The organism is Sphingomonas sp. BGYR3 (assembly GCF_025153455.1).
Lineage (GTDB): Bacteria > Pseudomonadota > Alphaproteobacteria > Sphingomonadales > Sphingomonadaceae > Sphingomonas.
The window spans coordinates 2,051,805-2,073,932 of record NZ_JANZNT010000001.1 but is presented as its reverse complement, the minus strand read 5'-3'; the positions used below and the strand labels follow the sequence as shown (position 1 = coordinate 2,073,932).

General features: G+C 64.4%; 22 protein-coding genes and 1 tRNA gene. 6 read left to right on the top strand and 17 right to left on the bottom strand.

Annotated features, from left to right (window positions below; translation table 11 throughout):
* Positions 1-4: 4 nt before the first annotated feature.
* Together NYR55_RS09770 and NYR55_RS09765 are read left to right on the top strand one after the other, a co-directional pair.
* Positions 5-976 carry an MlaD family protein gene (locus tag NYR55_RS09770; RefSeq protein WP_260021077.1) on the top strand — a complete coding sequence of 324 codons (972 nt, stop codon included), beginning with the start codon at positions 5-7 and terminating at the stop codon, positions 974-976.
* A 5-nt stretch (positions 977-981) separates the two neighbouring features.
* Positions 982-1,581 carry an ABC-type transport auxiliary lipoprotein family protein gene (locus NYR55_RS09765; RefSeq protein WP_260021075.1) on the top strand — a complete coding sequence of 200 codons (600 nt, stop codon included), beginning with the start codon at positions 982-984 and terminating at the stop codon, positions 1,579-1,581.
* An 18-nt stretch (positions 1,582-1,599) separates the two neighbouring features.
* On the opposite strand, the gene NYR55_RS09760 is transcribed toward NYR55_RS09765, so the two are convergent.
* A complete protein-coding gene (locus NYR55_RS09760) occupies positions 1,600-2,430 on the bottom strand; it encodes a peptidylprolyl isomerase (RefSeq protein ID WP_260021624.1) in 831 nt (276 codons plus the stop codon).
* A gap of 175 nt (positions 2,431-2,605) precedes the next feature.
* Here NYR55_RS09760 and NYR55_RS09755 point away from each other — a divergent pair.
* The 4 genes from NYR55_RS09755 to NYR55_RS09740 all read left to right on the top strand — a co-directional run bounded on the left by NYR55_RS09755 (position 2,606) and on the right by NYR55_RS09740 (position 4,943).
* Positions 2,606-2,696, top strand: a tRNA-Ser gene (locus NYR55_RS09755).
* Positions 2,697-2,878: 182 nt separating this feature from the next.
* Positions 2,879-4,222 carry an integrase arm-type DNA-binding domain-containing protein gene (locus tag NYR55_RS09750; RefSeq protein WP_260021074.1) on the top strand — a complete coding sequence of 448 codons (1,344 nt, stop codon included), beginning with the start codon at positions 2,879-2,881 and terminating at the stop codon, positions 4,220-4,222.
* A 48-nt stretch (positions 4,223-4,270) separates the two neighbouring features.
* Positions 4,271-4,609: a type II toxin-antitoxin system RelE/ParE family toxin gene (locus NYR55_RS09745; RefSeq protein ID WP_260021073.1), complete on the top strand. Its 339-nt coding sequence runs from the start codon at positions 4,271-4,273 to the stop codon at positions 4,607-4,609.
* A 4-nt stretch (positions 4,610-4,613) separates the two neighbouring features.
* Positions 4,614-4,943, top strand: coding sequence for a transcriptional regulator (locus tag NYR55_RS09740; protein WP_260021072.1), 330 nt, complete (start codon positions 4,614-4,616; stop codon positions 4,941-4,943).
* Positions 4,944-4,979: 36 nt separating this feature from the next.
* Here NYR55_RS09740 and NYR55_RS09735 read toward each other — a convergent pair whose 3' ends face one another.
* The 16 genes from NYR55_RS09735 to NYR55_RS14995 all read right to left on the bottom strand — a co-directional run bounded on the left by NYR55_RS09735 (position 4,980) and on the right by NYR55_RS14995 (position 22,119).
* Positions 4,980-5,201, bottom strand: coding sequence for an AlpA family phage regulatory protein (locus NYR55_RS09735; RefSeq protein WP_260021071.1), 222 nt, complete (start codon positions 5,199-5,201; stop codon positions 4,980-4,982).
* Entirely contained in the window at positions 5,194-5,430 is a 237-nt protein-coding gene (locus NYR55_RS09730) for a DUF2274 domain-containing protein (RefSeq protein WP_260021070.1), read from the bottom strand. Before NYR55_RS09730 ends, NYR55_RS09735 begins: the two co-directional genes overlap by 8 nt.
* 7 nt (positions 5,431-5,437) lie before the next feature.
* Positions 5,438-6,640, bottom strand: a complete 1,203-nt coding sequence (locus tag NYR55_RS09725; RefSeq protein ID WP_260021069.1) for a TrbI/VirB10 family protein — start codon at positions 6,638-6,640, stop codon at positions 5,438-5,440.
* Positions 6,637-7,482 carry a P-type conjugative transfer protein TrbG gene (trbG, locus tag NYR55_RS09720; RefSeq protein WP_260021068.1) on the bottom strand — a complete coding sequence of 282 codons (846 nt, stop codon included), beginning with the start codon at positions 7,480-7,482 and terminating at the stop codon, positions 6,637-6,639. Before trbG ends, NYR55_RS09725 begins: the two co-directional genes overlap by 4 nt.
* Positions 7,479-8,303 (bottom strand): conjugal transfer protein TrbF, encoded by an 825-nt coding sequence (trbF, locus tag NYR55_RS09715; protein WP_260021067.1) that lies wholly within the window; start codon positions 8,301-8,303, stop codon positions 7,479-7,481. The genes trbG and trbF overlap by 4 nt, the downstream gene beginning before the upstream one ends.
* Positions 8,304-8,306: 3 nt before the next feature.
* Positions 8,307-9,608, bottom strand: a complete 1,302-nt coding sequence (gene trbL, locus NYR55_RS09710; RefSeq protein WP_260021066.1) for a P-type conjugative transfer protein TrbL — start codon at positions 9,606-9,608, stop codon at positions 8,307-8,309.
* Between the two features lie 118 nt (positions 9,609-9,726).
* Entirely contained in the window at positions 9,727-10,476 is a 750-nt protein-coding gene (gene trbJ / locus NYR55_RS09705) for a P-type conjugative transfer protein TrbJ (RefSeq protein WP_260021065.1), read from the bottom strand.
* Positions 10,477-10,478: 2 nt separating this feature from the next.
* Complete coding sequence (gene trbE, locus NYR55_RS09700) at positions 10,479-12,920, bottom strand: conjugal transfer protein TrbE (protein ID WP_260021064.1); 2,442 nt, start codon at positions 12,918-12,920, stop codon at positions 10,479-10,481.
* Complete coding sequence (locus tag NYR55_RS09695; RefSeq protein ID WP_260021063.1) at positions 12,914-13,183, bottom strand: VirB3 family type IV secretion system protein; 270 nt, start codon at positions 13,181-13,183, stop codon at positions 12,914-12,916. Before NYR55_RS09695 ends, trbE begins: the two co-directional genes overlap by 7 nt.
* The gene (locus NYR55_RS09690) at positions 13,180-13,512 is read right to left on the bottom strand and encodes a TrbC/VirB2 family protein (protein WP_260021061.1); all 333 of its coding nucleotides are present in this window, start codon (positions 13,510-13,512) and stop codon (positions 13,180-13,182) included. Before NYR55_RS09690 ends, NYR55_RS09695 begins: the two co-directional genes overlap by 4 nt.
* 13 nt (positions 13,513-13,525) lie before the next feature.
* Positions 13,526-14,512, bottom strand: a complete 987-nt coding sequence (gene trbB / locus NYR55_RS09685; RefSeq protein WP_260021060.1) for a P-type conjugative transfer ATPase TrbB — start codon at positions 14,510-14,512, stop codon at positions 13,526-13,528.
* The gene (locus NYR55_RS09680; RefSeq protein WP_260021059.1) at positions 14,509-14,913 is read right to left on the bottom strand and encodes a CopG family transcriptional regulator; all 405 of its coding nucleotides are present in this window, start codon (positions 14,911-14,913) and stop codon (positions 14,509-14,511) included. The genes trbB and NYR55_RS09680 overlap by 4 nt, the downstream gene beginning before the upstream one ends.
* Before the next feature lie 3 nt (positions 14,914-14,916).
* Positions 14,917-16,935, bottom strand: a complete 2,019-nt coding sequence (locus NYR55_RS09675) for a conjugal transfer protein TraG (protein WP_260021058.1) — start codon at positions 16,933-16,935, stop codon at positions 14,917-14,919.
* 139 nt (positions 16,936-17,074) lie between these two features.
* Positions 17,075-17,980 carry a nucleotidyltransferase and HEPN domain-containing protein gene (locus tag NYR55_RS09670; protein ID WP_260021057.1) on the bottom strand — a complete coding sequence of 302 codons (906 nt, stop codon included), beginning with the start codon at positions 17,978-17,980 and terminating at the stop codon, positions 17,075-17,077.
* A gap of 474 nt (positions 17,981-18,454) precedes the next feature.
* Positions 18,455-19,708, bottom strand: coding sequence for a hypothetical protein (locus tag NYR55_RS09665; RefSeq protein ID WP_260021056.1), 1,254 nt, complete (start codon positions 19,706-19,708; stop codon positions 18,455-18,457).
* Complete coding sequence (locus NYR55_RS14995) at positions 19,696-22,119, bottom strand: Piwi domain-containing protein (RefSeq protein WP_260021055.1); 2,424 nt, start codon at positions 22,117-22,119, stop codon at positions 19,696-19,698. The genes NYR55_RS09665 and NYR55_RS14995 overlap by 13 nt, the downstream gene beginning before the upstream one ends.
* Positions 22,120-22,128 lie beyond the last annotated feature (9 nt).

The following is a 22,128-nucleotide window of genomic DNA, read 5'->3' as shown; positions in this document are numbered from 1 at the left end:
GCTGATGGAAACGCGTTCCAATCATGTGCTGGTCGGCGCGGTGGTGCTGATCCTGTTGCTAGTGACCGCCTTGTTCACGGTGTGGCTTGCGCGGCTCAACACCAACACCGCGCGCGAATATGACATCTTCTTCCGCCAGGCGGTGGACGGGATCGCCAAGGGGTCGCCCGTGGTGTTTTCCGGCGTTCCTGCCGGTCAGGTCGTGTCGATCAACCTGTACAAGCCCGACCCGTCGGTGGTGCGCGTGCGCGTTTCGGTGAACGAGGATGTGCCGATCCTGGTCGGCACCACCGCCGCGATCGAGGGCGTCGGCTTTACCGGCGTCAGCCAGATCCAGCTGCAGGGCGCGACCAAGGGCTCGCCCCATCTGGAATGCCCGGAGACGCGTCCGGAAAGCGTGTGCCCGATGGGCGTGCCAGTCATTCCGACCAAGCGCGGCGGCCTTGGCGCGCTGCTCAATTCCGCGCCCGCCATTCTGGAGCGGTTGACGGCGGTGCTGGAACGGGCGAATGAGCTGTTGTCCGACAAGAATCAGGCGCGGATCAGCTCGATCCTGGCAAATACCGACCGGCTGACCGACAGCTTTGCCGATCAGGGCCCGGCCATTGCCCAGACGCTTCAGGAAACACAGGTCGCCATCCGCGCCGCCACCGACGCCGCAAATCAGCTGAGCCAGCTGGCCGGCACATCGAACCAGCTGGTGTCGGAGGATGTTCGTCCGGCGCTGAAGAACCTCAATGCCACCATCGCGTCTGCCCAGCGCAGCATGGAGGCACTGGAAGGCACCATCGGCGATGCGCGCCCCGGCGTTCAGCGGCTGACCCGCGAAACCCTGCCAGAGGTCAGCCAGCTGGTCGGCGAACTGCGCGAGGCGACGACCAGCATCAATGCCATTCTGCAAAAGGTCGATCGCCAGGGCGCGGCCTCCATCATCGGCACCAGCAAGCTGCCCGATTACGATCCAAAGGGGAAATGACGGCCATGACGCGCCCTGCCATTCGCTATGCGATCCTGATTGCCGCCGCACTGCCGCTGGCCGGCTGTCTCAGCTTCGGGCCAAAGACGCCGCCGATGCTGATGGCGCTGGAACCGGCAACGGCTCCGGCAACGGGTCAGGTCGCCAATTCCGGCGTTGCGCCCACGATCACCATCGCCACGCCGGTGGTGCCGCAGGAGATTGCGGTCAATCGCGTGCCCGTGCGGTCGGACGCAACCACCCTTTCCTATGTCAAGGACGCCCAGTGGGTGGAGCCGCCGGCCTATCTGTTCCAGCGGCTGTTGTCCGACACGCTGGCCGCGCGTTCCGGCTATGCCGTGCTGACCGCGCGGCAGATCCTGGTCGATCCGGGCGCGTCGCTGTCGGGCGAATTGCGCAGCTTTGGCATTGATGCGCGGACGGGGGAGGCGATCGTCACCTATGATGCCGCGCTGGTGCGAAAGGGCGCCGAATCGGTCGAAAAACGCCGGTTCGAAGCGCGCGTGCCGGTCAGCCCCGTTGAAGCGGGACCGGTTGCCGCCGCGCTGAACGAGGCGGCGAACAAGGTTTCGGTCGATGTCGCCGACTGGGTGGCCGGCCGCTGATCCGGAGGATCGGCCGGCTTAACGGGGCGTCGGCCGCACCGGCACCGGGACATTGCAGATATCCGCGCCGCCCGCCGGCACGGTGAAAAACGGCGGTTCCCGGTTTTCCCGCGCCCGGACATAGGCGGCAAAGCGGGCATTGTCCGTTGCGCGATACTGAAAACCGGGCCGTTCCGCGGCCGGAATGTCGCTGGCCAGCCGCACCGTCTCGATTGCGACCCGCTGGGCGGGCTTTTCGTAAAAGCCCAGATTGCCGGTCCCGCGCGGCAGCGTGGACAGATGCTCGATCCCCTGGATCACCCGGCCGACCAGTGCGATGTTGCGATCCAGATGCCGGGGCGCATGGCCGATCACCGTGTACAGTTCCGCCCCCGAACCCGTGCTGGGCGCCAGATCGCGCGCCACGCCGACCATGGCATAGCAATGCGGCAACCACGCCCGGTCTGTCGCCTGATCGGGGCGATAGGGGCCGGTCAGTTGCGGCCAGCCATCGGCGGTCATCCCGGCGCGCAGGGCATAGGGATCGGGCAACGACAGTCGCGCCGCCAGCGGCCGGGCGGCAAACTCATATTCGGCCGGCGGATTGGCGACGACATCGGCGGGCAGCGGCTTCTGCTCGGTCGCATCGCCCCATTGCGCGACATAATTGTCCTGGACGCGATAGACGCTGGTGCCGTCCCACCATCGGGCCCGCGCCAGCTTGCGGATATTGTCCACATGAACGGGGGCGTGATCGGGGGCCAGGCGGATGACCACCCGCCGCCCGCCGGCAAGGTCGATTACCAGCAACTGATCGTCGGGAATGGCGCGCCAGTCCGCCGCGATCGCATCGCCCGGTGCGGGGGGCATGGCTGGCGCGGTCTGCGCGGTCTGCGCGGTCTGCGCGGTCTGCGCAAGGGAGGCGACGGCGGCGGCAAGTGCGATCCAGTGCATCATCGCCAATGGATTGCATGCACCGGCCCGGCTGACAATGCTTGCAGCCGCGCCCGCACCGTTCTAGGGAGCGCAACCTGCCAGGACATGCGGAGCGGTGGCCGAGTGGTCGAAGGCGCTCGCCTGGAAAGTGAGTATACGGCAAAACCGTATCGAGGGTTCGAATCCCTCCCGCTCCGCCACCGGCCATTCCACAAGGGTCCGCACAAGACCGGTGGGATCGACTTTTTCTCCCTGATTACCGACGCTTAGCAGACCGGTTCGGCCTCGGCCGTCCGTGCCCGTCCATGCCCATCCGACGAATTGGGAGGGCGAAAACGAGGTACGCGCGGTCGAAAAACGAGGTATTTTTGGAGACCGACCGATGCTGACCGATGCAAAGGTGCGCAGCGCCAAACCGCGCCCAAAACCCTATAAGATCGCCGATGCTAATCGCCTGTTTTTGATGGTGACCCCGAGCGGCGGCAAGCTGTGGCGCTGGAACTACGAATATGACGGCAAGCATAAGACACTCGCCTTGGGCGCTTACCCACGCTTGTCGCTGGCCGATGCACGCGAAAAGCGTGACGAAGCCTGGTCGATGCTGTGCGAGGGGCTTGATCCCAATGTCGCAAAACGGCTGAAGATCGAGGCGAACCTCGAAGCTTCCCGGCAGACGTTCGAGCGCGTGGCGCGCGAGTGGCATGGCAACGCCAAGGCACAATGGGCCATCATCCATGCGAGCGACATTATACGGAGCCTTGAGCGTGACGTCTTCCCGACCATTGGCGCGTTGCCGATTGCCCAGCTCACCCCGCCCCTGATTCTTGGTGTCTTGCGAGAGATCGAGAATCGAGGCGCGATCGAGACAGCGAAGCGCGTTCGGCAGCGCATCTCGGCGGTGTTCGTCTTCGCCATCGCTAAGGGCATCGCGACAAGCGATCCTGCCGAAAAGCTGGGCTCTGTCCTCAAGCCGCTGCGCAAGGGACGCCAGCCTGCGATCACCGAGATCGGCGCCCTGCGCACGATGATCCGTGCAGCCGAGGAAGATAATGCACGGCCGGTCACCCGGCTCGGCCTTAGAATGCTGGCACTCACCGCCGTCAGGCCCAGCGAGCTGCGCGGTGCAGAATGGGCTGAATTCGAAGACCTCGATGGCAAGCTGCCGCTATGGCGCATCCCTTCGGCCAGAATGAAAGGCGACCTGGAACGCAAGGAAGCAATTGATGGGGATCACCTTGTTCCCCTGACCCCACAAGCGGTGGCGGTGCTACGCGCGATCTGGCCACTGACGGGTGGGGGACCATTGGTTTTTCCCAGCAACCGGCATGCGCACCGCCCGATGAGCGAAAACGCCATCGGCTATCTGTTGAACCGGGCCGGCTATCATGGACATCATGTGCCGCACGGATTTCGGGCGGCCTTTTCGACGATCATGAACGAATGGGCGGAGCGCAATGGCGATCCGCATGACCGCAAGGTGATCGACCTGATGCTGGCCCATGTCCCGAAAGACAAGGTCGAGGGCGCCTATAACCGTGCGGCCTATATGCCCCGCCGACGCGAGCTGGCGGCGATCTGGGCCGATATGTTGAGCGAGGGCCTGCCTGATCCGGTTGAACTGGTTGGTCGGCCAGTGAAGGAAATCAGGTCCTGGTCGCGCCGAAGGCTACCCGCCCCCGTCGAGCCGGACTTTCGATTTCCTGCCCCGCGTCGTCACGCACGATGATTGTCACTGGCCAAATGGTAACTTATATGTTACCAGAAAGCGGATGACTTGATTGTTGAAGAATATGTTCGCGAGGACGGCTCATGCCCGTTTCGATCCTGGTTCGATGGTCTTGATCCCCAAGCATCGGCCAAGGTCGCGACGGCAGTCATTCGGCTGGAACTGGGCAATGTGTCCAACGTCAAATGGATTGGCGGAGGGCTTGGCGAATATCGGATCGACTGGGGGCCGGGCTATCGGCTGTATCTGACGCAGGATGGCGATGACCTCGTCATCCTGTTCGTCGGCGGCTCAAAGCGCAGACAGCAGGCCGACATCGACCGGGCCGGGGTGCTGCTCAAGGAGTATCGGGCCCGTAAGGCGGCCGTGACGAAAGGCAGGAGGTGAAGCCATGGCACTGACCCGTGATTTCAAGGAAACGGTGAAGGAGCGCGTCGCGCGCGATCCCGTCTTCGCCAAGGCAATGCTGGATGAGGCCGCAACCGCCTTTCTAAACGGGGAACCGCATGTGTCGCGGCTGATCCTGCGCGATCTCGTCAATGCCTCGCTTGGCTTTGAGGAACTGGCGAACGAGACGAAGCGGCCAAGCAAGAGCTTGCATCGGATGCTGTCGGAAACGGGCAATCCGAGCATGGATAATCTCGCCGCGATCTTTGGCGCAGTCCGCACCCGGCTGGGGGTGGTCATGGAGGCCCGTGCGGTCGAAGTGGCTCAAGGCTGAGACCCTTATTCATCCGCAACCCCGGACCAACCCGGCCTAGAGCTTGCGGCGTTTTCCCTCGAAGCCGTCCTTCACATCATCGATCCAGGCGACCACTTCGCGTTCGCTCCAGCGCGACGCGCAGGACGACAGCTTGTAGGGCGGTGGGAATTGGCCTCGTTTCACGAGATCGTAGATCATCGACTTGCCCAGGCCGACACGGCGACAGACCTCTGGCAGCTTGAGAAACCGCTCCGGGCGCTCGGAAAGCTCAGCCACTGCCCTTTGCCTTGTTCAGCGCTTCGCGTGCCTTGGCAAAGCCGCGATCGCTGTCGAGAAATGATTTGAGCATCAGGGGCACAAGGTCGGCAACGGCCTCGGACTGGCCATAGGTCGATTGATAGATCTTGGCATAGTCGCCGAGCGCCTCGCTCAGCTCAGGCATGATGCTGATCGTGAGCTTGACGGGCGTGCGGTCCGGCAGCTTGGGAAGCTTCAAATCGGGCATGGGACACCTATTCGTTCAAGGGAGCGAGGATCAGATCGCGGTGGACGACAAGCCGCACCGGCGTGCCGGGGCGGATGGTGATGGTTGGCTGGATCTGAAGGTTGCGCGACGTGATCTGGTCGCCGGCGCGCGCGACATTCTGCTGGGTCGATTGCCGGATCGCCTGAACGAGGTCGCTCTCCCCTGCGAAGGTCAGGTTCGCGCCAAGCCCCAGCAGCGTTGAGATGCCGACGCCTTTGAGAAGCGTCCAGCTGTGGAAATTGACCTTGTCCTCCAGCCCCGCATAGCCGGCCGGGTCAGTTGCAGGCTCATTGTCGAGAGCAAGTGAGCGGCCATCGGGAAAGAGGAGGCGCTGCCAGACGACGAGGGCGCGGCGCTGGCCAAAGGCGACTACCGAATCATAGCGCCCGATCAGGCGCGCGCCTTGCGGGATCAGCGGGATTCGCCCGGTCGCAGTGTCGAAGACGGGCTCGGTGACCTGTGCGGTAACCAGACCGGGCAGGTCCGACCGCAGCCCGGTGATGAGGCTCGCTGCGATGACGCTGCCAGCGGACAGCAGATAGGGCGATGCTGCCGGACGGATCCTGTGCGGACTGATGCCGCCGCCATTGTCCGATGCCTGCAGGAAGTCCATCTTGCGCTGCTGCGCATTGGGATCGCGCTCAAGGTCCAGCGGTGATTTTGGGGTATCGGCCATCACCGGCGTGGGCACGGCCACTGGTGCCAAAGCCTCGTCCGCTACAGCCCGGGTGCCCGTCGCAACCAGCAGGGCGGATTCGCGGGCTGCCTTGCGCTCCGCCGCCGCCTGTTCCCGCGCCGCACGCGCCGACTGTTCCTGTGCGTCCGGTTGTGCGGTCATGTCCGCCGCCATCGACTGCTGGTGCTTGAGGATCGGCCGCCCAAGATCGCCGGGGAGCGGTGGTCCCAGCTTGGGCGCGTCGGCATAGCTCAGCGGTAGATCGTCCAGCGCATCGCTTGGCGCCTTGGCCGGCTCGGCAAGATCATTGGGCTGGTCCGTCAGCTTGAAGCTCGGCGGCGACAGCGCAAGCCAGGCCGTCAAGACGATCGCGAGGATGGCGAGCCCGGCAAGGCCGATCACCAGCCCGCGCTTGAAGCGGATGGTTGGGGCTGGCTGGGCACGAAGGACGAGACTTTCCGGATCGACCTTCGCCGGCGGTGCTGTGTCGCCGGATGGGATGGCATCCGTCATGACGTCCTCCGCCCGGCTTTACTGATCCGAACAATTTGCTGGCGCTTGGTGCCGAGCCGCAGCTCTGCCCTGTCGAACAACCGGTCGACGACATAGAAGCGGCCACGCAGCCGGTAATTGACCAGCTGTGCCTCCCCGTTCGGATCGAGAAGAAATAGCGGCGGGGCCTCGCCTTGGCCAAGCGATGGCGGGAATTCGATAAAGGTCTGCCGCCCGTCATCAAAGGCGCGAAGCGGGCGCCAAGGCGGGCGATCGCCTGAAATCTCGTAAGCGAAATCGAGCCGTTCGACCTCAAGGCCAGTGGCAACCGGCGCGGCAGCCGCCGCCGCTTCCTGCGCGCGGCGGATCGCCAGCAGGGCATCCTGCGGATAGCTCCAGGACAAGGCCGCCATCGCCGACCCGCGCGTGCTGGCAAGCGCAAGATGATAGGTTCTCCGATCCGTGGTGATGACAAGATTGGTGCTGAGCCCAGCGGAGAATGGCTTCACCAGGATATGGACCTGCTTGTCAGGCCCAGTGCCACTTGCCGTGTCCCCGATCACCCAGCGGACCGTATCGCCGCTTGCCACGGCAACCAGGGTCTCGCCCGGCTGAAGCGCAATATCAGTCACGCGTTCGGGGGCAGTATAGACCTGGTAGATCGTGCCTGCGGCAAAGGGATAGACCGCACTTGCGTTGATGAAGTCAGCGCCTCGAGGGTCGATCGTCGCCTGGGCGTTGGCAGCGCGGATTGCCGCGACACCGGACCGGGATGGGTTGGCAGGCGTTGACGGATTGGACTGCGCAGCAACCGGGCTGGCGATGAACGCAGCCAGGGCGGATAGGGCAAGCGGACGGGTCATGGCCTGTTCTCCTGAAGCATAATGGGGGCTGGCTCGGCCCCGAGGGTCGGGTCGAGGGGCGATCCGCGCGGCACGCCTGCAGCGTCGACCGGCGGCGCGGCCGATTGAGGCGTGGAGGATGGCGGTGGCGTGGCTACGGGGTCGAGCTCGCGGCTCCAGTCTATGGCGTCGACATAAAGGCCGAGCGGATTGCGGCGCAGGGTCTCTGCCGAGCTCGGGGCCCTGCGCATCACGGTCAAAATGCCGGTCCAGTTGGACGTGCCGGTGCGGTTGCCGCGCTCATAGTCGGTCTCGGTCCATTTGACCTGGAAGGAGCGGTCCGACGCGCGAACGACGCTCGTTACCTGGACGGACACCGCCCGCTCGCCCACTCGCCCGAACGGATTGGCGGTGCGCGCATAATCGCCAAGGAACTGGGCACCGCGCCGAGTGACAAAATCATAGGCGGACAGCCAGTCCTGGCGCATCAGCACCGGATCCAGCGAAACCGAGCGCACCTGCTCGATAAAGCGCGCAAGGTGCCAGGCGACCTGAGCGTCGCTTGGCTGATAGTCGCGCTCGGCTTCGCTCACTGCCCTTGCTTCGCCCAGGCGATCGACCGCGACGACATAGGGGACGACCTTGCTCTGCAACGACTGCCAGACAAGCGCTGCCGACATGGCAGCGGTGAGACCCAGGCCGCCAAAGGCCATCAGCCGCCAATTGCGGGCCTGCACCCGCGCCGAACCGATACGCTCATCCCAGAGCTGGCCGGCGCGCTGATAGGGGGTTTCGGGTTCCGGGGTACGCCCATAGCGTTGGACGCTTCGCTTGAAGCGCATGGCCTATTCCTCCTTTTCCTTGATGTCCGGTGTTGCCGAGGCCCCGCCGCGATCGCCCTCCTTGAGCGCCTGGATGGCGATATGGCGGTGATGCCGCGCGTCCTGCTGGCGCCGCATGGCCTGCGCCCAGGAGGGCGCCGCAGCCTCGCTCGATGCGGCCATGGGCTGGGCACCGCCAGTGCCGCCAAGGGCAGCCCAGGCCGACGCCCGCCCCGATTCAGCAGCGGCCTTGAGGCCCAACGCCGATCCGGCGCGCTGGCGCGCTGCACCTGCGACTGCCTGGCCGACGCCCTTGAGGCCAGCGCCGATGCTCGAGGAGCCCGAAGCCTCCTGGCCAAGCGTATAGGCCGTCTGTGCCGCTGACCCCATGGCCGTCCCGGCACGTACAGCGCCGAGTGCACCGGCACCGGCGAGCCGGGCGGCGCCGACCGCTGCCCCGCCGCCCAGCGCTGCAACGCCGGCAGCGCCAAGCGCGGTGCCGACCGCAGCACCCGCGCCAAGCTGCGGGGCACCAGCGACAAGGCCGGAGGCGATACCGGGACCAAAGATGCCGAGCCCGAACAGGGCAAGCGCGCCGAGCATGAGGCTCATGGCCCGCCCAAGATCGGGCTCCCGGCCCTGCATCGAAGCGGTGAATTCGGCGAAAAAGTTGGAGCCGATGCCGACGATGACCGCGAGCACCATCACCTTGATGCCGGAAGAGACGACATTGCCGAGCACACGCTCGGCAAGGAAACTGGTGCGGTTCCACAGCGCGAACGGCACGAGGATGAAGCCGGCCAAGCTGGTCAGCTTGAACTCGATGATCGTCACAAACATCTGCACGGCAAGGATGAAGAAAGCGAGGATGACGATCGCCCAGGCGAACAGGAGAACGGCAATGGTCAGGAAATTGTCGAAAAAGCCGACAAAACCCATCATGCTGGATGCTTGTTCAAGAAGCGGCCAGGCGGCCTCGAAGCCAGTGCCGGCGAGGCGCCCGGGCTTGAGGAGATCGTCCGATGACAGCGTGCCGCCGCCCGCTGTCAGCCCTGCCTGCGCAAAGGAGCGGAAAATGATGTCGGCAAGTGTCGCAAAGCTGTTCAGGATCAGCGCGAACGCGCCGATATAAAGGATTTTCTTCAGGAAGCGGCCAATCACATCCTGTTCGCCGCCCATCGCCCAGAAGAGCCCGGCAAGGGTGATGTCGATGCCAATGAGCGTCGTTGTGAGGAACGCGACATCGGGTCCAAGCAGCCCGAACCCGCTATCGATATAGCGGATAAAGGCTTCCATGAAGCGGTCGATGACGTTCAGGTCCTGCACGATCCATGTCCTTCTCGATCATGAAAGGGTGCCGCGGGGCGTGGCGGGGGGAGCATGACCACGCCCCGCGGCTGCGACGGCGAAGGGCAATCCGCCGCCGCCCTCGGGTGGCCGCCGCCTATTGGGGCGTGTAGGCGGAGCCCGACCCGAGAAACTTCCTGGTGGCCGCTCGCCCTTCAGCCTCAGCCTGAGCGCGTCGGGCGGCCTCGGTGGCATCGGCGCGATATTGGGCGGCCATCAGCTGCTGGATCTGGAACTGCTGCTTGGCGCTGAGCGCGAGCAGCTGGTTGCTTGCCTGGGCTGCCTGCAGCGCGCCTTCGGCTCCCTGGCTTCGCGCCAGGATCCCGGTGAGCAGGGTCGCATCGGCTGTGACATTCTCAGCCACCTGCGCTTGGACGGTCATGGTCTGGCGATAAGCCGACATGGCGGCATCGAGCCGCTGACGCGCGGCGCGTATCCGGTCATCGCGGGACAGCGCCTCGCTCAATGCCTCAGGGAACAGGCGGCGAAGCTGCGCGTCGAGACCTGACATACGGAAATCGAGGCCCTGGGCCTGACCCATCAGCCGGTCGATAGCCTGGAGACGCTCCGTGATCGCCTGCATTTCGGGAAAATCGATCGTCTTCAGGTTCTTCGCCTGGGCGAGAAGCATATTGGCTTCGTTCTGAAGCGAACGAACCTGGTTGTTGATCTGCTGGAGCGTCCGGGCGGCGGTCAGCAGATTCTGGCTGTAATTACTGGGATCAAAGACAGCGATCTGCGCCGAGGCAGGCGATGTCAGCGCCATGCCCAGCGACAGGAGGGAGGCAGCAGCAAGCGCGGCAGCAATGGCGTGCGGACGCGGCGATATGGGGATCAGTCGGTGCATGGTCAGTTCTCCTCTGGGGCGTGGGGGACAGGAAATTGGCCGAGCAGCTCGGCGGCCCAGTCGAGGCCTGCGGCGCGCAGGAAGTGGCCAGCAAAGCTGGTAGCGCCGTGCTCGGCGAGCAGGGCATCGATCCGCCTTGTCCATTCAGGACCAGACGCGCTGCACAAAGCGAGCGCGACGGGACCAAGGCCCAGCTCGAACAAGCGATTGCCGCGCGCCGATTGGAGATAATAATGGCGTTTGGGCGTTGCCCGGCTGATCAGGTCGATCTGGCGATCATTAAGGCCGAACCGGGCATAAGCCTGCCGGCCCTGCGGCTCGATGGCCCGGTCGTTGGGCAGGAGGATCCGCTGCGGGCAGCTCTCGATGATCGCTGGTGCAATGCTGCTTTCCGTAATGTCGGCAAGCGACTGGGTGGCGAAAATGACCGCGACATTCTTCTTGCGGAGCGTCTTCAGCCATTCGCGGATGCGCGAGGCGAAGATCGGATCATCAAGCAGGCTCCAGGCCTCGTCGATGATGAGCAGCGTCGGGCGCCCGTCAAACCGCGCTTCGAGGCGGTGGAAGAGATAGTGGAGCACAGGTGCAACCACGCCCGGCTGCTGCATCAGCGCCTCGGTTTCGAAGCAGAGGATATCGGCAAAGGCGAGCGTCTCGTCGGCTGCGTCAAGCAGCCGGCCATAAGGACCCTCCATGGTGTAAGGCGTCAGCGCGACCCGGAGCGGCGCTGACTGAAGCAGCATGGCAAGGCCGGTAAGCGTCCGCTCTTCAATGGGCGCGGTTGCAAGACTGCCAAGCGCTGACCAGAGCGCATCCTTGACCTCGGGGGTGATGACGACCTGCTCATGGGCAAGCAGGCCTGCCAGCCATTCGGCGGCCCAGGCGCGTTCGGCCGGATCATCGATGCGCCGAAGCGGCTGGAAAGCGAGACCGGTCTCGTCACCCTGACCACCCAGCACATGATGCGATCCGCCCATTGCCAGCACGGGCACCCGGGCAGAGAACCCCATGTCGAACAGGATGAGCTGCGCACCGGCATAACGCCGAAACTGGAGCGCGATCAGCCCGAGCAGCACCGACTTGCCTACCCCTGTCGGACCGACAATCAGCATATGGCCGACATCGCCGACATGGGTCGACAGGCGGAACGGCGTCGTGCCTGTGCATTGGGCATGAAGGAGCGGCGGTCCACCCAGATGCCGGTTGGTGTCGGGGCCTGCCCAGATGCCCGAGAGCGGCATCAGATGGGCGAGGTTGAGCGTGTGAATGAGCGGCTGGCGGACATTGGCATAGGCATGGCCCGGAAGCGACGAGAGCCAGGCTTCGACCGCATTCATGGTTTCGCGGACGCAGGTGAAGCCAAGCCCATTGACGATCCGCTCGACCGCGCGGCGCTTCTCATCGGCGCGGACCGGGTCGGCATCCGCCACCGTGATCGTTGCCGTCAGATAGCCAAAGGCGACATGGTCGCCGCCCAGTTCCTGCAGCGCCAGGTCGGCATCGACGACCTTGTTGTCGGCATCGCTGTCGAGCAGCTGGGCGGGCTGGTTATAGAGCACCTCGCGCAGCAGCGCGGTCACGGATTTGCGCTTGTTGAACCATTGCCGGCGGATGCGGGTGAGCGCCTGGGTCGCATCGGTCTTGTCGAGCGCGATGAAGCGGGTCGTCCAGCGATAGCCGAAATCTGCCGCATTCAGCGCATCGAGAATGCCGGGCCGGCTTAGGCTCGGAAAGCCGAGCAAAGTGACGGTGCGCAGATGCTGCTCACCAAGCCGGGGCTCGAGGCCGCCGGCAAGCGGCGTGTCAGCAAGCAAGGCGTCGAGATAGATGGGCGTATCGGGGACGGCGACAGCATGCCGCCGGCCGGACACCGTGCCGTGGAGATAGGTGAGCGTCTCGGCATCGCCGAGTGCGCGCACTTCGGGCATGAAGCCCGACAGCAGGTCGAGGACGCGGTCGGTTTCAGCGATGAAGCGGGCAAAGTCGCCGCGCCAGTCCCGCACCCCATCATGGCCGGGCCGATCGACCATGAAGCGGCCAGCGGCATCGCTGCTGTCGGCGGGCGGTAGCCAAAGCAGGGTCAGATAATAGCGGCTCTCGAAATGCTGGCCCTGGGCCTCGAAGTCGGCACGGCGTTCTTCGTCGACCAGCGAGGAGACGGGATCGGGAAAGCGGCTTTTCGGATAGCCGAGCGCCTCGCGGCGCTCGGCCTCGAAGAACAGTGCCCAGCCCGAGCCAAAGCGCTTCAGCACATTATTGGCGCGCGCCGATGCCGCGACCAGTTCGGCCTCGGTCGCGCTTTCAAGGTCGGGACCCCGAAAGCCAAGCGTGCGCTGGAAGCTGCCGTCTTTGTTAAGGACCACGCCCGGGGCAATGAGCGCCGCCCAGGGCAGATGGTCGGCGAGCCGGTCGGCGCGCCGGCGATACTCATGGAGCGCTAGCATGAAAGCTCGCCTTTTTGGCGCAGGTGGCGGAGCAGCACCGGCGCGAAGTCGGGATCGCGCCGGGCGGCGAAGACGGCAAGGCTGTGGCCAATTGCCCAGATCGCAAGGCCAGCCAGCCATTGCTGGAGCCCGAGCCCAAGCGCCGCAGCAATGGTGCCGTTGACGATCGCCAGCCCGCGCGGCGCGCCGCCCAAAAGGATTGGCTGGCCAAGGCTGGAATGGATCGGCACCTCAAAGCCTTCGATCGGGCTAAGGGTGCTCATGCGACCAGCGCCCCGCCGCCAAAGCTGAAAAAGGACAGGAAAAAGGACGAGGCGGCAAAGGCGATCGACAGCCCGAAAACGATCTGGATGAGGCGCCGGAACCCGCCGGCCGTCTCGCCAAAGGCAAGGGTCAGGCCGGTGACGATGATAATGATCACCGCGACAATCTTGGCGACGGGCCCCTGGACGGATTCCAGCACCTGCTGGAGCGGTTCCTCCCAGGGCATGCCGGAGCCGCTCGCCCATGCATCGGCGGCGAGGAAGGCCATGCCAAGCGCGATGAGGGGCATGGCCCGGGGCAAGCGGCGAGCGGAAAGCGTATCGGACATCAGTCAATCTCCATCATCGGGGGGTCAGGGAGGGGGTAAGGTCGTGGAGGCGGTAGTCGCCCTGCGCATCGAGGCCGGTGACCTCGGCGATCGTCTCGATCCGTCGGCCGGTGCCGCGTCCTGCGATAAAGACGACCATGTCGATCGCCTCGGCAATGAGCCGGCGCGGCACGCTGACCACGGCTTCCTGGACCAGCTGTTCGATGCGCGTGAGCGCAGCCGCAGCGCCATTGGCATGCACCGTCGCGATCCCGCCCGGATGGCCGGTATTCCAGGCCTTGAGCATGTCGAGCGCCTCGCGGCCGCGCACTTCGCCGACAATGATCCGATCGGGCCGCAGGCGAAGCGTCGAGCGGACAAGGTCCGCCATGGAAATGCTGCCGGGCCGAGTGCGGAGCGCTACGGTGTCGGCAGCGGGCGATTGGAGTTCGCGCGTATCCTCGATGAGCAGCACGCGCTCGTCGAGATCCGCCATCTCGGCGAGCAGCGCATTGGCGAGCGTCGTCTTGCCCGAGCTGGTCCCGCCCGCAATCAGGATGTTCCGGCGCTCAACGACCGCGAGCGATAAGAGGCGCGCCTTTTCCGCTGACAGAATGCCATCAGCGACATAGTCCATCAGGGTATAGAGCCGTGTAGCGGGCTTGCGGATCGAGAAGCAGGGACCGAGCGAGACTGGCGGCAACAAGCCCTCGAACCGTTCCCCTGCCCCTTCGCCATGCGGCGGCAGTTCAGCCGACACGATCGGCCGGTCGCCATGCACCTCGGTCCGGGCATGCGAGGCAACAAGGCGGATGATCCGTTCGACCTGGGCAGGATCGAACCGAATGAGCGTATCGGTGCGACCCTCGCCCAACCGGTCGAGGCGAAGCGCGCCATCGGGATTGACCATCACCTCAAGCACCAGCGGGTCGGCAAGGGCCGCCGCGATGATCGGGCCCATGGCGGTACGCAGCATCGCCCGGCGGCGGCCTTCGGACACGGTATCGGACGCACCGCTCATGCCGGGTCCTCCAAATCGGGAGCATGGCCGATGCTGCGCTTGCCGGCGGCAAGCTGGCGACCGACCTGGGCAACGAACTTCTCGAACCGGTCGCGGCCGACCGCGATGGCGGCGGCGTCGGCATCCGGCAGCGGGGCGGTCACCATCAGCTGATAGCGGACGAACAGCGACAGGCTCTCGAGCAGGACGTCGATGTCGCGGCGCGCATTGCCGATCTCGCGGCTGATCCGGTCGAGCCTCAGTTTGAGCAGATCATCGACCTGCTTGGTCCCGCGACGCGACAGCCAGTCGGCAAGCGCATCATTGACCAGCCGCGACTTGTTACCGGCCGTACCCGCTGCAAGCGCTTCAAGGGCATCGCTCAGCTCACGATCGATATAGAGGTTCTGGCGGACCTTCATGGCTCAGATCCCCGGCACAAGATCATGGTCGCTGCCCTCATTGAGGGCATAGCCACGCGCGACCGCGCTGAGACCGCGCGTCCGGTCCATGGCCCGCTGGTCAGCGACCAGGTCATCGTCCTCGGCAAGGGCCAGCGCGGGGTCCGCTTCTGGTTCGCCTTCCGTGACCGACAGTTCCGGCAGGCCGGGATGGCGCTGCTGGTCAAGACCGCCATCTTCCGCCAGGGCCTCGGCGCCCTCCAATCGGCCGAGCCGGGCGTCCGGGCTGCGGACAATGCCACTCCAATCGTCGGGGCGCACGGCAGGACGGTCCCGATAGCCGCCTTCGGCGAGCACGGGCGGTGGGGCCAGTCGAGCGATGAAATTGCGGTCGGCAAAATGCCTGAGCTTGTTGGCGCGGATCGGCGCCATGCCGGAGACGAGGACCAGTTCCTCGTCGGGCGAGAGCTGCATCACCTCACCCGGCGTCAGTAGCTGGCGGGCCGTTTCCTGACGGCTGACCATGACATGGGCGAGCCAGGGCGCGAGCCGGTGCCCGGCATAGTTGCGCATGGCGCGCTGTTCGGTCGCGGTGCCGAGGGCGTCGGAGATACGCTTGGCAGTGCGCTCGTCATTGGTCGCAAAGGCAACACGGACATGACAATTATCGAGGATCGAATTGTGCTCGCCATAAGCCTTTTCGATCTGGTTCAGCGACTGGGCGATGAGGAAGGCGCGGATGCCATAGCCGGCCATGAAGGCGAGGCTAGTCTCGAAAAAGTCGAGCCGACCCAGTGCCGGAAACTCGTCGAGCATCACGAGCAGCTTGTGCCGCCGATGATCGGAGGAATGATCCAGGCGTTCCGTAAGGCGCCGGCCGATCTGGTTGAGCACCAGCCGAACGAGCGGCTTGGTCCGCGAAATGTCCGATGGCGGGATGACGAGATAGAGCGACACCGGCCGCTTACCCTCTATAAGGTCGGCAATCCGCCAATCGCAGCAAGAAGTGACCTCAGCGACAGTGGGATCGCGGTAGAGCCCCAGGAACGACATTGCGGTCGACAGCACGCCCGAGCGCTCATTCTCGCTCTTGTTGAGGAGTTCACGGGCGGCAGAGGCGACAACTGGATGAACCATCGGCGCGTGCTCGGTGCCGAGATGATTGGTGGTCATCATCCGCCGCAGCGTCGCGACGAAGGGCCGCTGAGGATCGGAAAGGAAGGTCGCGACGCGGGCGAGCGTCTTCTCCTCCTCGGCATAGAGGATATGGAGGATCGCGCCGACCAGCAGCGAATGGCTGGTCTTCTCCCAATGGTTACGCCGCTCAAGCGCCCCTTCGGGATCGACCAGGATGTCGGCGATATTCTGGACATCGCGCACCTCATTGGGACCGCGACGGACCTCGATCAGCGGATTGTAGCGAGCAGTCCGGGCGTCGGTCGGATTGAACAGCAGGCAATGCGAAAAACGCGAACGCCAGCCAGCTGTCAGGGACCAGTTCTCGCCTTTGATGTCGTGGATGACCGCTGAGCCGGTCCAGCTGAGCAAGGTGGGCACGACCAAGCCAACGCCCTTGCCCGAGCGGGTCGGCGCAAAGGCCAGGATATGTTCTGGGCCGTCATGCCGCACATAGCGGGCGCCGAGGCGGCCCAGCATGACGCCTGCATCGCCAAGCAGCCCGGCGCGTTCAATCTCGCTATGCGTCGCCCAGCGCGCCGAGCCATAGGTCGTGACGTGCCGCGCCTGGCGCGCCCGCCACAACGAGCCGAAGATGGCAGCGCCGCAGCCGAACATACCGCTTGCCGCTGCCAGCGTGCCCGCACGGTCGAACACGTCCGGTGCGTAAGCATCGAAATGATACCACCAGAAGAACAGCGCCCAGGGTCGGTACACCGGCAGGCCAGCGAAATGAAACCAGGCGGGGCCAAGCTCGGGCTGGTAGGCCAGCATTGCTGCCGCCCATTGTGTCGCGGCCCACAGCCCTGCGAGGACGATCGCGAAGACGACCAGAATCTGTCCGATGAGCAATTTGGTGGGCGTCACATCGAGGGCTCCCGCCGGTCGACATCAGGTCGATCCGGATGGCCTCAACGTCCGCTCAATCCCTCGAAAACAGAATGGCGCTGATGAGCCCTGTTGGGCCGGGAATGGTCAGGTTCGGCTCGAAAACCGTCTGTGGCGGCTACAGTCCAGCGGCACTCCGCAAGTGGTCAATCCGCTCGCGCGATACCTGCTCAATGATGTCGCGCAGCTGACGGACAGAGCCGAGGATCGCGTTCAGTTCCTCGACGGTGATCTCGTAAGCTGTGGAATAGCGCGCCTCGACATAGGCGCGCTTCAGTAGCTGGAAACGCCGCCGGTCGAGCCGGCGCTCGCGCGGCCAGGCGTCGATCAAGCGCGGTTCGCTGTCCTCGGCGAGCGATCGCAGGAATTTGATGTTGTGCGAGCGTGGAAAATAGAGCGTCCGTACTAGCAGGAAGCAGATATAGGCCCGCTCAGTGGCCTGATGCAGCGTGAAGGCCGAGTCCTTTAGTTTGCGCTTCTCAATGCAGAATTCGGCGATTTCAATCGCGTCCTGGGTCTTGGTCAGCCACTCATCGAGATACGCAGTTGCCATGTTGTAAGCATCGGCCGGCGTGAGCGGCATCGGCGTCGCCAGCGGATGGCAGGGCAGCTCATACAGGATGATACCGTCGCGGGCGATGTCGACCCAGAAATACTCGCCGCGCTTCAGCGATTGGTTCACTTCAGCGAGCGAATGGACGATGATGTTGACGGGTCTCGCGATCGCGACATCGCGCAGAATGCGATCCTCGGCGACGTACCAGTAATGTGCGATGTCGGTCAGGTCGTCGTGATTGACCACGACGAGGAGATCGAAATCGGATTGGTAGCCGTTCTCTGGCTCGTCGACCCAATCGTTCCGTGCATATGAGCCGAACAGGATGATCTTTAGTATCTTGCCGTTCCTGCGGCTGGGCATTGTTGCCTTTGAGATGGCCTCGGCGAACTCCTCCATCAGCACGCGCTGGACCCGTTCCAGCTCGCCCTGTTGAATTACCGGCAGGTGATCGACATCCTTTCTCATCGCTAGGAATCTTCGGCGACCGGGTCCCTCTTGGCAAGCGCAGGTTGTCGATCCAATGATTTAGGCGCTATGTCGTCGGCGTTCGGCGGCGCCGGATGGCCGTTATCGGCGCGCGTTCTCAAGCGCGGTTCTCACAACTTCCGGGGCCGTCGGACACCATGCTGCGAGGGCTGCTTTGCGCTCCAATCTCGGTCGTCAGACCTTGCCGGTCGGGTGCCCGAAAGCGGACATATCTTTCGATCAGTCCGAACAGCCGGGACTGGGACTTACCCGCCTTTCCCGCGCGGCCTTTTCAGCGGCAGGTCTATCGCCGAAACCCGACATTTAGCGAACTGTCCACTGGCCAGAAATAGCGACCACAACTGGCAGCCTGCGGTTCGTGGGGTTGCAAACAGGGTGGTGGGGAAAGCTGACATGGCGCACTAACAACCGAAGCAGCCGTTCCTAAACGCGTCGCGGTCAGCTGAGCAAGCGCTATGCAGTGCCGTCCGGCGACCAAGGATCTCGCTGGTTGCGCGGTGGGATCATGCCGGGTCGCTGGACGAAGACGATGTCCCTGATCCGTTGATCACGGGCCAAGAGCGCTGATCGCAGCGTATCGTAGCGTTCCGCGTGAGGCACATTGCTGTCATCATAAATGTAGACGACCATGCGATCCCAGTTCCGGATGTCGGTGAAATAGAGCCCGAGATCGCCGGCAACTTCCTCCTCGATGCGGGCGAAATCGCCAGAGGTGCGTGCAATCTTCACCTCGACGATGGTCTTAAGGCCGCGGATGCCGAAATCGAACCGGGGCTGCTTCTGCCCAAAGCCAGGTAGATATTGCTCATCAACCAGATCCTCGCCGAAGCGCGGCTCGAGCACAGCCCAGAGAAACGCCTGAACATGCGCCTCCGAATCTATTAGCCAGCGCGCCGGTCCAATGCCGCTACGATTGGGCTTCGCATCCCAAACCCATCGCCGGAAGGAGGATTGCGTCGCCTCCAGCATCGCCACCAAGCTGCTATAGTCGGGCACCAACTCGGTGGACATCCGCCTGACCAGCAGGTCGAGCGCCGCCAGCCAGATCGCAGCACGTTCGAGTTCGCCCTGTGCCGGATTGGCGGAAGAGAGCAACGCCGCCATCAGGTTCTGGCGCCGTTCCGCTGCAATCGGTGGAACCGTGGCGAAGACACCCGGCCAATACTGGCGGAGCACCAGGTCGCTCGCCAATGCATCGGTAGAGCCTTGCGGATCGGCACGCAGCCGCCCCGCGCCGTCGAGCAGATCGGCGGCCAGCTGCCTCGCCCGATTCGACCAAGCATTGGGCTCCGCATTCTCGTTCGCGATGTCGAGAAGCCATTTGCGCCGCTCGGCGTCGAGGCCGTCCGTATCGCCTGCTGCGGCAATGCCGGTCGCGATGCCGAGCAGGGCGAGATCATCCGGCCCCAGTTGGTCGCGCCCGGCCCTGGCGCGCCCCCGCAGGCGATCGACGGCCCGAATGAAGGCGGCGTCATCGAAACTCGTTCCGCCGGCCGCCAGATACCCCGCATGAGCCAGCGCCGGGATGCCTCCATAATCAAGATCGCCCGAGCCGGAGGCGGCTGCAAAGAGCGGCTCACGATCCGGCAGGATGGCCTGCGCGAAGCCGACCGATGTCTCCGAGGCCAGCGGCAGCGAGCCGGACACCACGGCCCGGAGCGCCACGAGCTTCGCCTCGAGGATCTCGGCCGCGTTCAGAGGAACCACATCCTGCTACGCAGCGGTCCGGCGGTCAGGAACGTGCTGTTCCAGTTCGGCACCGATCGAAGATTTCCGAGCGCATTGGCGATGAGGCGCGAATAGGTGATCGAGACAGGCTCGATCGCCGGGAAATAACTCCGCCAGGACAGATAGGAGAAGCTGTAGACCTGCCGTGCCAGATAGGTCAGGTCGCGGAAGTCGGACTCGGGATGGAGAGTCAGCCGCAGCGGACGGGGCAAACCCTGTTCGTTCGTCTTGACCTCCTTCGATCCGGTCAGTTGCAGGAGCACGGAACGCTCGTCGAGCTGAAGGCAGATGCCGCGCAGTGGAACGCCGATACCTTTCAGGAGGCGCCGCCTGTCGGCGTAATAGGTAGCGCCTTCCTGCGAAGGGGCGAACAGCGCGAAATCATGGAAGCGAGAAATATCGAGAAAGGCGAACTCGACCTCGTGCTCGCCTTTCAGTAATTCCTGAACAAGCTGCTTGATCGCGTCGATCTCGACATGCTTCAGCGGCTTGTAGACATGGAAGACCAGGCGCACGCGGTCGCGCGGCTGCCAGTTGTTTTCCTTGCGCACCGTGTCGATCGTGGTCTTGAGACTGGCGAGCAGCGCATCGGCGTAATTCTCGAACTCGACCTCGCGGGTTTGGCCCCAGACGAGATAGCGGCCATCGCCCTGGAAAACGGTGGTAATGCCCACGAACCGCGACTTAGGTCCAAAACGGCCTTCGCTGACCTCGGTATAGCCCAGCCCCACGACCAGCTCGTGTGTTGCCGGCATCCGCGTCGATATGACGAAGGGTGACCCGCCCAGCTTCGCATAGGCGGCGAGTGCGAGATTGTTCGCCATATAGGCCAGGTTGGACGGCTGCATGTCGGCGGTCTCGGCCTGCACGCTCTGCACCGGAACGCCGACCGCCATGAACGCTGCCTTGGCGGCGAAATAGGGATTGCGGTCGTTGCGCAGCTGCTTGAAGTCGGCCCGGATCTGCACGAGCGCAAGGTCGGGCGTCTCGGGGAGCCGGGTCAACAGCCGCTGGATCGCCTCGCGATACGCCTCGGGCGTCGGCTCGGCGACCTCCTCGAATTCGAACTGAACCCGCGACAGGCGGAGCTTGCCGATCAGCCCGCCACGAAAAGGGTTTTCGGGGACCTTGTTGCGCCCCCTCATGGCATCCTGCCACGCATCCTCGGCGACGCCGTCCCTGAGAGTCCGAGCGAGCTGGTCGATCCGGCCCCGGAAGCGCGACTCGCAAATGATCGCAACGACCGGCTCGTTGCGCTCATGCTGCATATATTTGTACGGACCGTGCTGTTTCACGCCCACGTCCGGATAAGCGCCCGTCTCGCGCCCTTGCGCGCCGAACAGGAAACCGGGCCGATCAGTCGAGATCAGCGGCGGGAAGAGGTTGTTTCCCCGCTGCAGAAGCGCTCCGACCTCGATCGCCATGCCGGCGACGCGAATCGTCTCGAGATGGCCGGCGACGCCGCCATGGACCTCGCGAATTTTTGCCAGCTTGTCGTTCGCGGTTGAGAAAGGCGCGCGCCGCTTGCGCAAACCCTCCAAAATCTTCGGCGCATCGCGTGGATAGAAATGGCGGACCAGGGCATCGAGATTCTCCAGCCGCGGCTCCAGCGTGACGCTGTCGGCGTCGACGAACTCCTCGCCGGCGAAGTCGTTGAGCTGCAGCTTGCCGCCATCCACGCCCACGACCCTGCCAAGCGTCTCCAACCGCGCCAGTACATTGTCCTGGCCGCTATCGGCGCGCACGCAGACATACCGGCCGATGGGATCGAACCGCTCGCGCAGCAACTCGCCCACCGGAATCTCGAGCTCGTTGGATGTGCTGACGTCGAGCATCAGCGCCAGATATGGCTCGACACCCTGATGCGGCGCGCCGAGCACGCGCAGGTCGAAGCTGTGACGGACAAGGACATCGAGACCCTTGATCTCCGCCAAGCCTTGGTCGCGGACCGCCGCAGAAAGCAAGGAGGCTTTGCGATTGCCCCAGCACTGGAGCGGGCGCGCGCGCCTCAAGATCGTCCGGCGCGGCGCCAGCCAGTCGAGCAGCGCGTGATTGACGGCCTTTCCGAGGAGCGCGAGATGATCCTGCGTCTTGATCCTGACGGGTGTACCGAGTGGCGCGGCGCCGCCCGCCATCGGGATGTCGTAGATCGCCGAATCCCGCGCGTCATAGCGGAAGGCATGCGTTGACTGATGTGTCTCGCGCAGCGCGCGATACTGCTCCTCATCCCTGTAAGCGGTTCGGCCAGCTTCGAAATCCTCGCTCGAAAAGCGGACGGCCGCGAGATTTAGGCTCAGCCGGTCAGTATAGCTGAACTGCTTGATGGGTGGCTGGGCAGCGGCGCTGCGCCCGGCATCTTCGCGCTCGCGCGTCTGGAACTGAGCTTTCACCCGTTCATA